Genomic DNA, 12099 nt, shown 5'->3' with positions numbered 1-12099 from the left:
GAAGAAAATAGTGCTGAAAAAGCCGGAAGCAGGAAAAACAGAGAAACAAGCATCATCTGCAGCACCTTCACCAGGCAGGAACGATTGCTGCATTGCAATAGTGAATCTTAAAACCCCAAGGAGTTCGCCATGTCATTGAATAACCCATTTGACCCGAACAGCACGCTTCAGACATGTAGTTGTGGTCAGCACGCCTCCCAGGCCGAACACGAGTTGGCCGAGGTCGACGCCTTGAACCAGCGCGTCATCCAGTCCTCGGTGATGCGCGCCATATTCCCGCAGGATGCGGAACGCCGGAATTTCCTTCGCACGGTTGGCACGTCGACCGCCTGGGCCGCCATTTCGTCGCTCATCCCGTTCGGTGCCCTCGAAGCCATGGCACAGGAAAAGGGCAGTCTGGAGAAGAAGGACCTGAAGATCGGTTTTATTCCCATCACCTGTGCCAGCCCGCTGATCATGGCCGATCCGCTGGGCTTCTACAAGAAGGAAGGCCTCAATGTCACAATGATGAAGACGGCTGGCTGGGCGCTGATCCGCGACAAGGTGATCAACAAGGAATATGACGCCTCGCACATGCTGGCCCCGATGCCGCTGGCCATTTCGATGGGCGTTGGCTCGAACGCCTCGCCGACCAACGTGATGACCATCCAGAACGTCAACGGTCAGGCCATCGTGCTCGCCAACAAACACAAAAACAATCGTGATCCGAAGAACTGGAAGGGCTTCAAGCTGGCCATCCCGTTCGAGTTCTCGATGCACAACTTCCTGCTCCGCTACTACCTGGCGGAGAACGGCGTGAATCCTGATACCGATGTCCAGTTGCGCGTCCTGCCGCCGCCTGAAATGGTTGCCAACCTGCGGGCCGGCAACATCGATGGCTTCCTTGGCCCCGATCCGATCAACCAGCGCGCCGTCTATGACGAACTCGGCTTCATCCACATTCTCTCGCGTGAAATCTGGGACGGCCATCCGTGTTGTTCCTTCGCCATCCCGAGCGAGTTCATCCAGCAAAATCCGAACAGCTTTGCCGCCCTCTATCGCGCCATCCTCAAGTCGGCCGCCATGGCGCGCGATCCGAAGAACCGGCCGATCATGGCTGAGGTTCTGGCCCCAGCCAACTACCTGAACCAGCCCAAGGCGGTCCTCGACCAAGTGCTGACCGGCAAGTTTGCCGATGGCCTGGGCAACATCAGGAACGTCCCGGAGCGCGTCGATTACGACCCCTTCCCTTGGTACTCGATGGCCTACTGGATCCTGTCGCAGATGAAGCGCTGGGGTTACATCAAGGGTGACGTGCGCTACAAGGACATCGCCGAAAAGGTGTACTTGCTGACCGATGCCCGCAAGCAGATGACCAGCCTTGGCCTGAACCCGCCCAAGGAGAACAGCAAGAAGTTCATGGTCATGGGCAAGGAGTTCGACCCCGCCAAGGTCGACGCCTACACCAACAGTTTCGCCATCAAGAAGGCCTGAGGAGCACATCATGTTTACCAAGCTAGGACTCAAGGCCGGATTGCTCTCGCTGCTGATCTTCCTGATTTTCATCGGTACGTGGTCGTTGGCCACGTATCACAAGGAAGCTCCGGCAGTGAGCGCGGCCGATGCCGAATACGCGGCAATGATGGGCAAGGGCGCCGGCAAAACCGGCGGTTTTCCCCCGCCGGGCGACGTCGCTACCGCTTTCGTCACCTACCTGTCCGACCCGTTCTATGACAAGGGACCGAACGACAAGGGAATTGGTATCCAGCTCGCCCATTCGCTGTGGCGCGTTGGTCTCGGTTTCTTTCTGGCGGTAATCGTGGCCATCCCCCTTGGCTTCGCCATCGGCATGTCGCCGCTACTCTTCCAGGCACTCAACCCGTTCATCCAGATTCTCAAGCCGATCTCGCCGCTGGCCTGGATGCCGCTCGCCTTGTACAGCCTCAAGGATTCGGAGATTTCCGGAATTTTCGTGATCTTCATCTGCTCGCTGTGGCCGATGCTGATCAACACAGCCTTCGGAGTCGCCGCAGTCCGCCGTGACTGGATCAACGTCGCCCGGACGCTGGAAGTCACCCCGCTGCGCAAGGCTTTCCAGGTCATCCTGCCGGCCGCTGCGCCGACCATCCTGACCGGCATGCGCATCTCGATGGGCATCGCCTGGCTGGTCATCGTGGCTGCCGAAATGCTGGTCGGCGGCACCGGTATCGGTTACTTCGTCTGGAACGAATGGAACAACCTGGCACTGCCCAATGTGATCTTCGCCGTCGCCATGATCGGGCTGGTCGGCATGGTCCTCGATCAACTCTTCGGCTCGCTGCAAAAGCTGGTCACCTACCGGGAGTAATCAAGATGACTCAGCATTTCCTCAGCGTCGAAGGTCTGCAAAAGGTATATCCGGCCGCCGATGGCAAGCCGAACCAGCCGGTTTTCGACAACATCCACTTCGGTATCGAGCGCGGTGAGTTCGTCTGCATCATCGGTCACTCGGGATGCGGCAAGACGACCATCCTGAACGTTCTGGCCGGTCTCGAAGAAGCCAGCAGCGGCGTCGTCATCATGGACGGCAGGGAGGTCAAGGGCCCCAGTCTGGATCGCGGCGTCGTTTTTCAGAGTCACGCCCTGATGCCGTGGATGACGGTGCTCGGCAACGTCGCCTTCGCTGCCAAGTCGCGCTGGCCGGAGTGGTCGAAGGCCAAAATCGATGAGCACTGCACGACCTACCTTGAGATGGTCGGTCTCGGCCATGCCATCCACAAGAAGCCGGCCGAGTTGTCGGGCGGCATGAAGCAGCGTGTCGGCATCGCCCGCGCCTTTGCCATCGAGCCCAAGATGCTGCTCCTAGACGAGCCCTTCGGCGCCCTCGATGCGCTGACGCGCGGCACGATTCAGGACGAGTTGCTGAAGATCGTTCAGGCCACGGGCCAGACAGTGTTCATGATCACCCACGATGTCGACGAGGCCATCCTGCTCGCCGACAAGGTGATCCTGATGAGCAACGGCCCGCTCGCCAAGATCGCCGAGATCGTCGAGATCACCATGCCGCGGACCCGGACACGCGCCGAGATTCACCACGACCCGCAGTTCTATCGCATTCGCAATCACCTCGTCGATTTTCTCGTCAATCGCTCGAAGGGCTACGCCGGCAGCGATGCTGCGCATCTGCATGATGCCAAGCATCCGCCGGTTGTCCGTCCCGGTCTGGCTGTCGACGAGCCGCCGCCGAGCGACAGCACCCGCCCAGTTCTGAAACAGGTCGTCAATCAATAATCCACCCTCCAGGAGCACACAAATGAACCGCAACGACGTAACTGAAATGATCATCGGCGCCAAGATCACCAAAGGCATCAAGTGGGCCGATGTCGCCACCAAAATTGGCCTTTCCAAGGAGTGGGTCACCGCCGGCTGTCTCGGTCAGATGACTTTTGATGCCACGCAGGCGGCCATCCTCGGCGAAATCTTCGATCTGCCGAAAGAAGCTGTCGCCATGCTCCAGGTAGTGCCCTACAAGGGTTCCCTGCCGACCGCCGTGCCGACCGATCCGCTGATCTACCGTTTCTACGAACTGATCAGCGTCTATGGCACGACCTTCAAGGAACTGATCCACGAGGAATTCGGCGACGGCATCATGTCCGCCATCGATTTCAAGATGGATATGCAACGCGAAGCCAATCCCATGGGTGACCGGGTCAGCATCACGATGTCCGGCAAGTTCCTGCCCTACAAGACCTACTGATTCGCATCTCCCCGCTGCGGCGGGGAGCCCCAAGCAAGCCGGTGCTGAACGCCCGTTTTGACGGGCAGGGCAGCGCTCAACCTGAAATTTGTATTTCCCCAACTTACTGGAGCCTCAAAATGACTGAAACCACCAAAACCTACCTCCGTCCGATCGATCGTGATGGCTTGGCGAAATTCGCAGCAGGCGGCAAGGAAAACCCGGAACGCCGTGGCACCAACAAGGTGCACACCGTGATGCAGGGCCAGTTCCGCTCATGGAGCTTCGTTGGCATCCATAACCCGGTCGTTGTCGATGAGCCGCTCCACCTGTTTGGCGAGAATACCGCCCCGGCACCCGGCGAAGTCGTGCTCTCCGCCCTCGGCGGCTGCCTCGGCGTCGGCATCACGGCGATCGCCACACATCGCCAGGTCAAGCTCTCCCGCCTGGAAATCTTCCTCGAAGCCGACATCGGCAATACCGCAGCCTGGGGTGCCGGCGGTGCCGAGCGTCAGCCGGCCGACATGGGTTTCAAGGAAATCCGCGTCAAAGTCATTGTCGAAGGCGATGCCAGCCAGGAAGAGCTCGACGACATCGTCCAGAAGGCCAATTACTACTCGCCGGTTGCCAACAGCATGCGCAATCCGCTCCCCTTCACCATCGCCAAGGTTGACGAGGCCTGAGATGAGCAAATCGTTTTCGGTCATCACCGGGGACGTCTCCAAGGCGCTGGGCAAGTTGCGCAGCGCCATTCCGGAGACCATGAAAGGCTTTGGCCAGATGTCGCAGGCTGCCTTGGCTGAAGGCACGTTGTCGGCCTTGCAAAAGGAACTGACGGCGCTCGCCATCGGCGTTGCCTCGCGCTGCGATGCCTGCATTGGCTTTCATGTAAAGGCCCTGATCAAACTTGGCGTGACCCGCGAGCAACTGATGGAAACGCTGGCCATCTGCGTTTACATGGGCGGCGGCCCGACCCTGATGTATGCCGCCGAAGCGGTCCGCGCCTACGAAGAGTTCGAAGGCGCCTGATGCAGTACGGCTCGCCCCGGTCGATGCTTGCGACCGGGGGCGGGGCATCCACGTTGAAAGTCTGCAGACATGAACAATCGCACCCTGATCATCGGTAGTGGCCTGGCCGGCATCACGCTGGTCCGCGAACTTCGCAAGCTCGACAAAGAACGCGAGATCATCGTCATCACGGCCGATGATGGCGGTTTCTATTCCAAGCCCAATCTGTCCAACGCCTTCGCCGCCAACAAGCGGCCGGAGGATATGGTACTGACCCCAGCTGCCAAGCTGGAGAGCGATCTTGGCATCCTGATCATGGCGCATACGACTGTCGCCCGTATCGATGCCGACCGTCGAGAAGTCGTGTGCACGCAGGGCACGCTGGCCTACGACCAGCTCGTCCTGGCCGTCGGGGCCTCGCAGATACCGCTGCCGCTGGCCGGCGACGGGGTGCAGGATGCGATCTCGATCAACAGCCTGACCGACTACGCTCGCCTGCGCAGCCGGCTGGCGGGGAAACGCAACGTTGCCATCGTCGGCGCCGGGCTGATCGGCTGCGAATTCGCCAACGACCTGCGTCTGGGTGATTTTGCGGTTGATGTGTACGACCAGGTCGAACAACCGATGGGCCGCCTGTTACCGCCCGCCGCATCGCAGCAATTGCGCGACAAGCTGGCCGCCATCGGCGTCGGTTTTCATCTCGGCACGCGGCTTGAAGCCATTCGCCGCGACGGCGAGCGTTATGTGCTGATCGACAGCCAGGGTAACGCCCGCCCCTACGACCTCGTGCTCTCAGCCATCGGCCTGCGGCCCAATCTGGCGCTGGCCAAGACGGCCGCGCTGGCCACCGCTCTGGGTATTGTCACTGACCCCTTCCTCAGAACGTCCGACCCGAACATTTACGCGCTTGGCGACTGCGTTGAGCTGGGCGGCTTGTTCCTGCCCTACGTCATGCCGATCATGCAAGGCGCCAAAAAGCTGGCCGCTACGCTGTGCGGTAATCCCGAGCCGGTGAATTACCCGGCAATGCCCATCGTGCTCAAGACGCCGGCCTGTCCGACCGTTGTTTCGCCGCCGCCCAACCCGCTCGGCCACTGGGATGTGACGGTCGCCGAAGACGGCTTGCGGGCGCTTTTCGTCGATCAAGCGACTGGCCAGCCCAGCGGTTTTGTCGTACAGGGCAGTTTCACCAAGGAGCGCATGGCCCTTGCTGCCTTGATGCCGAATTTGAGTGCCTGACAAACTTATTGTCCTGGCCGAGAGCCTGCGTCGATTGCTACGGTCAACCGGAAAAAACGGCCAAAAATGAAATCGCCCGAAGCGATCTGTTTTTTGGGGCTTGCTTCGCACCTCAAAAGCCCTAAAATTGCGCCCCTTCTGGCGTGTTGGTTTTTTCGGTGCGCCAAACCAGCTTTGACCAAACCGAGGAATGAACATGAATAAATCCGAACTGATTGATGCCATCGCAGAAGAAGCCGGCCTGACCAAGGCTGATGCCGCCAAGGCTCTGGATGCCGTGACCGGTGCCATTGTTGGCGCCGTGGCCGGTGGCGACTCCGTTTCCCTGATCGGCTTCGGCACTTTCAAGGCATCGGCCCGCGCTGCCCGTGAAGGCAAGAACCCGAAGACCGGCGAAAAGCTCTCGATCGCCGCCACCACCGTGCCGAAGTTCTCGGCTGGCAGCAATTTCAAGGCAGCCGTCGCCAAGAAGTAATCCGGCACACCTGTTGAAAAGCCCCAGAGCTTCGATTTCTGGGGCTTTTTGCTTTCTGATCCCTCGTTTTCAAAGTGAATGGCCATGACTTTCAAAGACAGTTCGTCTGATTTTCAGATCATCGATGTCGCGTTGATCGAAGCCGATCCGCAGCATCCCCGACAGAACATCGACGAAAGCAGCCTCAAGGGCCTGGCCAATTCAATTCAGAAAATGGGGGTGATTCACCCGCTGGTCGTCAGGCCGGCCAATGCTGCGGGTCGTTACACGATTGTCGTCGGCGAGCGTCGCCGGCAGGCTGCCATCCTGGCTGGCGAAAAGATGGTGCCGGTCATCGTCCGCGCCTGCGCGGCGGCGGAAACCCTTGAGGTTCAGGTTTTCGAAAATATCGGACTGGGTGTGCGTTCGGCGCTCGATGCCCGCGAGATGGCCAACGCCATTCAGACCATCGCGGCGCGTTTCGAGTCGCCGGATGAGGCGGCCCAGCATTTTGGTCGCGCCCCAACCTGGCTGGCCCAGGCAACGGCTGCCGCCAATTTGTCCGAGAAGGTCACTGCCCTGCTCGATGCCGGCAAGATTTCAAGCACCGGCGCCGCCGTTCAGCTCGAAAGGCTGGCGAAGAAGGACGAGGCCAAGGCCGATGTCCTGATCGACCGGATCGAGCAATTACCGGAAGGTGAAAAGGTATCGAAGAAAGTGGTCGATAGCGCGCTGTCCGAAGCCTCTGGCGGGCGGAAAAGGAAGGAAAGCGTCGTTGCCGATGATCCGGTCATTACGGCGTCGTCGGCAGCCGATGTCCCGCCATGGGAAGAGCAGCCGGACGTGGCCAAAATCTCCAGCGCCCGGCGTCGGGTCAGTCAGGACAAGGTCAGACTGGTCGCCGAACTGCTCGGCCTGGCCGATGGCGATGAGGAGGAAGTGCTCATTCGACTGATCGACGAATTCCTGGCGCAGAAGAATTCCTGATCTGTCGGACCTGTTTCAAGCCGTCCCGGCGTGCTGGGTAAAACGCGCCAGGACGTGGCTGGTCATGCCTTTGGCCAATTCTTCCTCGCCATAAAAAACGGCGCCCAGATCGTCTTTGCGCAGCAGCGCTGACTCGGCCTCGCTGTGAGTACGCAGGACGATTTCGATGTCCGGATTAAGCATTCTCGCCGTTTCGACCATCTGCCGGACGTTGATCGGGTCCGGGCTGGCGATGACCAGCATCGCTGCATCGGCAATGTGCGCCTGAATCAGGACGGAAGGCTCGCTGGCGTCTCCTGAGACGGCGGCGATCCCCTTGTTGCGCAGGCTTTCGACCAGCTCCCGGTTCTGCTCGGCGACCACGTAAGGAATCCCCTGGCTTTCCAGCGCCTCGGAAATCCGCCGCCCAACCCGGCCGTAACCGACCAGCACGACCTGTTTTTCGAGAAACTTGCGCTCGGTGCTGATCGGCAGTTCGGCAAATGGATCGCCGCGTTGTTCCAGCTCGCGGGCCTTGGCTGATCGACCCAGTGCCCAGCGCCGCAAGGGCTCGATGGTCGAGAACATCAGCGGATTGAGGGCAATCGAGAACAGCGCACCGGCCAGGATCAGGCTCATTCCTTCGCTCGTCATCAGGCCAAGGGACTGGCCCAGCCCGGCCAGAATGAAGGAAAACTCGCCGATCTGGGCGAGGCTGGCGGCGACGGTCAGGGCCGTGTTGAGCGGGTAGCGCAGGGCAAGGACCAGGGCCATGGCGGCCAGCGTTTTGCCGACCATGATGATGGCGACGACGCCGAGAACCTGCAAAGGCTTGTCTACCAGAATCGACGGCTGGAAGAGCATGCCGACCGAGACGAAGAACAGTACGGAAAAGGCATCGCGCAGGGGCAGGGATTCTTCGGCCGCACGGTGGCTGAACTCGGACTCGCGCATGACCATGCCGGCGAAGAAGGCGCCCAGCGCAAACGACACGCTGAACAGCAGGGCCGCGCCGTAGGCGATGCCGATGGCGGCGGCGACGACGGACAGCGTGAACAGCTCGCGCGAACCGGTGGCAGCTATGTGCCAGAGCAGCCACGGGATGACCTTGCGCCCGACAATCATCATCAGGCCGATGAAGGCGCAGACCTGGAGCAGCGTTTTGGCGATGGCGATCCAGATTTCCTGGTTGCCGCCGGCTGATTGCGCCTCGCCGCCGAGAATGCCGGCCAGTGGCGGCAGCAGGACGAGGACGAGGACCGTGGCCAGATCTTCGACCACCAGCCAGCCGACTGCGATCCGCCCGTTCATGCTGTCGAGCACGCCTCTGGCTTCGAGCGCCTTGAGCAGCACGACGGTGCTGGCGCAGGACAGCGAAAGACCGAAAAGCAGGCCGTGTCCCCATTCCCAGCCCCAGCCCCAGGCCACGGCCATGCCGAGCAGGGTGGCGCAGGCCATCTGGACGACGGCGCCGGGCACGGCGATGCGCTTGACGGCCATCAGGTCGCCCAGCGAAAAATGCAGGCCGACCCCGAACATGAGCAGCATGACGCCGATTTCGGATAACTGGGCAGCGATGCTCATGTCGGCGACAAAGCCCGGCGTGGCCGGGCCGATCAGGATGCCGGCGGCGAGGTAGCCGACCAGCGCGGGCAGTTTCATGCGCTCGGCGGCAAAGCCGAGAATCAGGGCGATGCCGAAACCGGCAGCCAGCGTGGTAATCAGGGGAATGTTGTGGTCCATGGAGGCCTTGGTGAGTCGACTCAGTCCTTTTACCGGACGCTTCCCTTTCGGACAAGCAGGGCGACCCGAAGATTCCCTTCAGAAAATCCAGGCGCTTCGGTTCCAGACCGATGGCTTGCTATAGTCGCGAACCGGATTCGCTCCTGCCATCGCTCAAAACCGTGTCCACCAACCCCTATCGCGGCCGTTTCGCCCCATCGCCTACCGGCCCCCTGCACTTCGGCTCCCTCGTTGCCGCCGTCGGCAGCTACCTCGATGCCCGCACGCAGGGTGGCGAGTGGCTGGTGCGCATGGAGGATGTCGATACGCCGCGCAACGTTGCGGGGGCGGCGGGTGCCATCCTGAGCACGCTGGAGGCTTTCGGCTTCGAATGGGATGGGCCGGTGTTGTACCAGAACAGCCGGTTCGAGGCCTATGCGGCGGCGCTCGAGCAATTGCAGCGGGCCGGCCTGGCCTACGGTTGCGCCTGCTCACGCAAGGAGATCGCCGATTCGGCGACTCGTCCGGCGGTCGATGGCGGGCTGGCTTATCCCGGCACCTGTCGCGACGGCTTGCCGGCGGGGCGAGTAGCGCGGGCCTGGCGGTTACGCGTCAATGACGACGAAATCGCTTTCGTTGATCGCTTGCAGGGACGCGTCGCCCAGCATCTCGAAAGCGACGTCGGCGACTTCGTGCTGCGCCGGGCTGACGGTTTTTTCGCCTATCAACTGGCTGTCACGGTCGACGACGATTTTCAGCAAATTTCGCAAGTCGTGCGCGGGGCCGATCTGCTCGCCTCGACGCCACGCCAGATCTGGCTGCAACGCTGCCTGGGCTTTGCCACGCCGCGCTACGCTCATCTGCCGGTGGCGGCCAATGCGGCTGGCGAGAAGCTCTCGAAGCAGACGCTGGCCCGTCCTTTGGCGAGCGAGATCGCGGCGGCCGAGCTGGTTCGGGCGCTGGGTTTTCTCGGTCAGGCCGTGCCGGCCGAACTGGCGTGGGCGACGGTCGCCGAGGTCTGGGCCTGGGCGCTCGAGAACTGGTCGTTCGCCGCGATTCCACGGCAACCGGCCATCATCGTTCCTCTGGCTTAGTTTCTTCGCTCTGCCAGTGGCGCTGGCTGTAGCCGGCGATGCCGACCATGGCGCGAACCAGCCCGTAGGCCAGCCAGCGCAGGAAACGGGAGTGGATGGGCTGGCGCGACAGTTCGTCAGCCAGCAGTTCGCGGGCGCCGATGGCCATGGCGTGCTTCAGGCTGGTTTCGAGTTCGCCGGCAAATACCGCGTCGCGGACAACGAGATTGGCCTCCTTGGCGAGGAGCAGGCTGAACGGGTCGATGTTCGAGGAGCCGACGGTGGCCCACTCGCCGTCGATGACGGCGACCTTGGCGTGCATGAAACTCTTTTCGTACTCGAAGATACGGACGCCGGCGGCCAGTGTCGCGGCATAGAGCGTCTGGGTGGCGTAGCGAAACAGCTGGTGATCGCTCTTGCCCTGGAGCAGCACGGTTATCTTGACCCCGCGTTGCGCCGCCGCGTAGAGCGCCCGGCCGAAACGCAGACCGGGCAGGAAGTAGGCGTTGGCAATCAGGATGTCGTGCTTGGCGTTGTCGATGGCGTCGAGATAGGCGTGCAGGATGTCGTTGCGGTGGCGGATGTTGTCGCGGATCAGGAAGGCGGCATTCTGGGTGCCGGCCGCCGCGCAGCAGGGATCGGCGACCGGGGCGAGGCGGAAGCGCCGCTTGAAATTGACCCACGACACGGTTTCCCACATGCGGCGCACGGCGTGATGCACCTGGCGCAGAACCGGCCCTTCGACGCGCACGGCGTAGTCGTAATGCGGGCGCATGTCGAGCGGCGCGTTGTTGTCGTCGATGATGTTGATACCGCCGACGAAGGCGATGCGCGCATCGATGGCGACCAGCTTGCGATGCAGGCGGCGCAGGCGGTGGCGCTTGAAGTGGAAGCGGCCGATTTCGGGCCGGTAGAACATGGTGCGGACGCCAGCCACGGTCAACCGGGAAAAGAAGTCAAATTTGAAATTGCGCGCCCCGAAGCCGTCGACCGTGACATTGACCTGGACGCCGCGCTCGGCCGCCCGGCACAGGGCGTTGGCCACCTGATGGCCGATCACGTCGTTGGCAAAGATGTAGCTTTCGAGGTAGATCTCGACTTCGGCGGTGTCGATGGCGGCGAGCAGGGCCGGGAAATAATCGTCGCCCGAGTTGAGCAGAGTGAGCCGGTTGCCCGGCACAAACTCAGCGGCCATGCCTGCTCAGATGGGCCGACAGCGCGGCATGGTCGGAAATGGCCGACCACGGTTTGCCGTGATGGACTTCGGTGCTGATCACGTCGAAGCCGCGGACGTAGATGCGGTCGAGGCGAAACATCGGCATGGACGCCGGGAAGCTGCACGCCGGTATGCCGCTCGGGCCGCAGAAGACTTCGTGCAGGCCGAGACGCCGGGTCAGGTCTTCGCCGACCCGGTTGCGCCAGTCGTTGAAGTCGCCGGCGACGATGAGCGGAGCGTCGGGCTCGGCCAGGTGATCAAGGTAATCGGCCAGCGCCGCCATCTGCTTGCGCCGCGAATAGCCGAACAGCGACAGATGCACGCAGACGCAATGGACAGCCGGGCCATCCGGCAGGTCGATCCGGCAATGCAGCATGCCGCGCTTCTCGAACCGCAGGTGGGTGACGTTCTGGTTGTGGGAATGCAGGATGGGAAAGCGCGAGAGGATCGCGTTGCCGTGGTGGCCGTGGTCGTAGAGCATGTTGCGGCCGTAGGCGGAAGACGCCCAGACATCTTCGGCGAGGAACTCGTGCTGCGGCGAATCGGGCCAGTCGTCGTGATTCTCGGCATGACCGAGGTGCAGGCCCTGCACTTCCTGCAGGAAGACGATGTCGGGGTTCAGGCCGCGCAGACGCTCGCGCAGCTCATGCACCATCATCCGCCGGTTGAATTGCGAAAAGCCCTTGTGGATGTTGTAGGTGGTGATGTGCAGCGCGGGCTGGGTCAT

Annotated in this window: 13 protein-coding genes; 10 read left to right on the top strand and 3 right to left on the bottom strand. The window is 61.8% G+C overall.

The window, feature by feature from the left end; translation table 11 throughout:
* The first annotated feature begins 129 nt into the window (after nt 1–129).
* The 9 genes from WBK19_RS02020 to WBK19_RS01980 all read left to right on the top strand — a co-directional run bounded on the left by WBK19_RS02020 (nt 130) and on the right by WBK19_RS01980 (nt 7382).
* Nucleotides 130–1473, top strand: coding sequence for a CmpA/NrtA family ABC transporter substrate-binding protein (locus tag WBK19_RS02020; RefSeq protein ID WP_511286469.1), 1344 nt, complete (start codon nt 130–132; stop codon nt 1471–1473).
* Between the two features lie 10 nt (nt 1474–1483).
* Nucleotides 1484–2326 (top strand): nitrate ABC transporter permease, encoded by an 843-nt coding sequence (gene ntrB / locus WBK19_RS02015; protein WP_511286467.1) that lies wholly within the window; start codon nt 1484–1486, stop codon nt 2324–2326.
* Nucleotides 2327–2331: 5 nt separating this feature from the next.
* A complete protein-coding gene (locus WBK19_RS02010) occupies nt 2332–3249 on the top strand; it encodes an ABC transporter ATP-binding protein (protein WP_511286465.1) in 918 nt (305 codons plus the stop codon).
* Between the two features lie 22 nt (nt 3250–3271).
* Nucleotides 3272–3715 carry a cyanase gene (gene cynS, locus WBK19_RS02005; protein ID WP_511286463.1) on the top strand — a complete coding sequence of 148 codons (444 nt, stop codon included), beginning with the start codon at nt 3272–3274 and terminating at the stop codon, nt 3713–3715.
* Nucleotides 3716–3834: 119 nt separating this feature from the next.
* A complete protein-coding gene (locus WBK19_RS02000; RefSeq protein ID WP_511286461.1) occupies nt 3835–4377 on the top strand; it encodes an OsmC family protein in 543 nt (180 codons plus the stop codon).
* 1 nt (nt 4378) lies between these two features.
* Complete coding sequence (locus WBK19_RS01995) at nt 4379–4723, top strand: carboxymuconolactone decarboxylase family protein (RefSeq protein ID WP_511286459.1); 345 nt, start codon at nt 4379–4381, stop codon at nt 4721–4723.
* Between the two features lie 69 nt (nt 4724–4792).
* Entirely contained in the window at nt 4793–5941 is a 1149-nt protein-coding gene (locus WBK19_RS01990) for an NAD(P)/FAD-dependent oxidoreductase (protein ID WP_511286457.1), read from the top strand.
* A 196-nt stretch (nt 5942–6137) separates the two neighbouring features.
* Nucleotides 6138–6416, top strand: coding sequence for an HU family DNA-binding protein (locus WBK19_RS01985; RefSeq protein ID WP_511286455.1), 279 nt, complete (start codon nt 6138–6140; stop codon nt 6414–6416).
* A gap of 84 nt (nt 6417–6500) precedes the next feature.
* Complete coding sequence (locus WBK19_RS01980; protein ID WP_511286453.1) at nt 6501–7382, top strand: ParB/RepB/Spo0J family partition protein; 882 nt, start codon at nt 6501–6503, stop codon at nt 7380–7382.
* A gap of 15 nt (nt 7383–7397) precedes the next feature.
* On the opposite strand, the gene WBK19_RS01975 is transcribed toward WBK19_RS01980, so the two are convergent.
* Complete coding sequence (locus WBK19_RS01975; RefSeq protein ID WP_511286451.1) at nt 7398–9104, bottom strand: cation:proton antiporter domain-containing protein; 1707 nt, start codon at nt 9102–9104, stop codon at nt 7398–7400.
* 110 nt (nt 9105–9214) lie between these two features.
* On the opposite strand from WBK19_RS01975, the gene gluQRS reads away from it, so the two are divergent.
* Nucleotides 9215–10177, top strand: coding sequence for a tRNA glutamyl-Q(34) synthetase GluQRS (gene gluQRS / locus WBK19_RS01970; RefSeq protein WP_511286449.1), 963 nt, complete (start codon nt 9215–9217; stop codon nt 10175–10177).
* On the opposite strand, the gene clsB is transcribed toward gluQRS, so the two are convergent.
* Nucleotides 10158–11351 (bottom strand): cardiolipin synthase ClsB, encoded by a 1194-nt coding sequence (gene clsB / locus WBK19_RS01965; protein WP_511286447.1) that lies wholly within the window; start codon nt 11349–11351, stop codon nt 10158–10160. The two genes, gluQRS and clsB, sit on opposite strands and share 20 nt — an antisense overlap.
* Nucleotides 11341–12099, bottom strand: a complete 759-nt coding sequence (locus WBK19_RS01960) for an endonuclease/exonuclease/phosphatase family protein (protein ID WP_511286445.1) — start codon at nt 12097–12099, stop codon at nt 11341–11343. Before WBK19_RS01960 ends, clsB begins: the two co-directional genes overlap by 11 nt.

Origin of the sequence: Azonexus sp., assembly GCF_049652925.1 — a bacterium.
Lineage (GTDB): Bacteria > Pseudomonadota > Gammaproteobacteria > Burkholderiales > Rhodocyclaceae > Azonexus.
This window is presented reverse-complemented; position numbering and strand designations above follow the sequence as displayed.

Bases quoted from the DNA above. Each gene is read 5' to 3' on its own strand.
- WBK19_RS01980 (WP_511286453.1), top strand. From the start codon at position 6,501: ATGACTTTCAAAGACAGTTCGTCTGATTTTCAGATCATCGATGTCGCG.
- WBK19_RS01985 (WP_511286455.1), top strand. From the start codon at position 6,138: ATGAATAAATCCGAACTGATTGATGCCATCGCAGAAGAAGCCGGCCTG.
- WBK19_RS02000 (WP_511286461.1), top strand. From the start codon at position 3,835: ATGACTGAAACCACCAAAACCTACCTCCGTCCGATCGATCGTGATGGC.
- cynS (WP_511286463.1), top strand. From the start codon at position 3,272: ATGAACCGCAACGACGTAACTGAAATGATCATCGGCGCCAAGATCACC.
- WBK19_RS01995 (WP_511286459.1), top strand. From the start codon at position 4,379: ATGAGCAAATCGTTTTCGGTCATCACCGGGGACGTCTCCAAGGCGCTG.
- WBK19_RS02010 (WP_511286465.1), top strand. From the start codon at position 2,332: ATGACTCAGCATTTCCTCAGCGTCGAAGGTCTGCAAAAGGTATATCCG.
- WBK19_RS02020 (WP_511286469.1), top strand. From the start codon at position 130: ATGTCATTGAATAACCCATTTGACCCGAACAGCACGCTTCAGACATGT.
- gluQRS (WP_511286449.1), top strand. From the start codon at position 9,215: ATGGCTTGCTATAGTCGCGAACCGGATTCGCTCCTGCCATCGCTCAAA.
- ntrB (WP_511286467.1), top strand. From the start codon at position 1,484: ATGTTTACCAAGCTAGGACTCAAGGCCGGATTGCTCTCGCTGCTGATC.
- WBK19_RS01990 (WP_511286457.1), top strand. From the start codon at position 4,793: ATGAACAATCGCACCCTGATCATCGGTAGTGGCCTGGCCGGCATCACG.
- WBK19_RS01960 (WP_511286445.1), bottom strand. From the start codon at position 12,099: ATGACCCAGCCCGCGCTGCACATCACCACCTACAACATCCACAAGGGC.
- clsB (WP_511286447.1), bottom strand. From the start codon at position 11,351: ATGGCCGCTGAGTTTGTGCCGGGCAACCGGCTCACTCTGCTCAACTCG.
- WBK19_RS01975 (WP_511286451.1), bottom strand. From the start codon at position 9,104: ATGGACCACAACATTCCCCTGATTACCACGCTGGCTGCCGGTTTCGGC.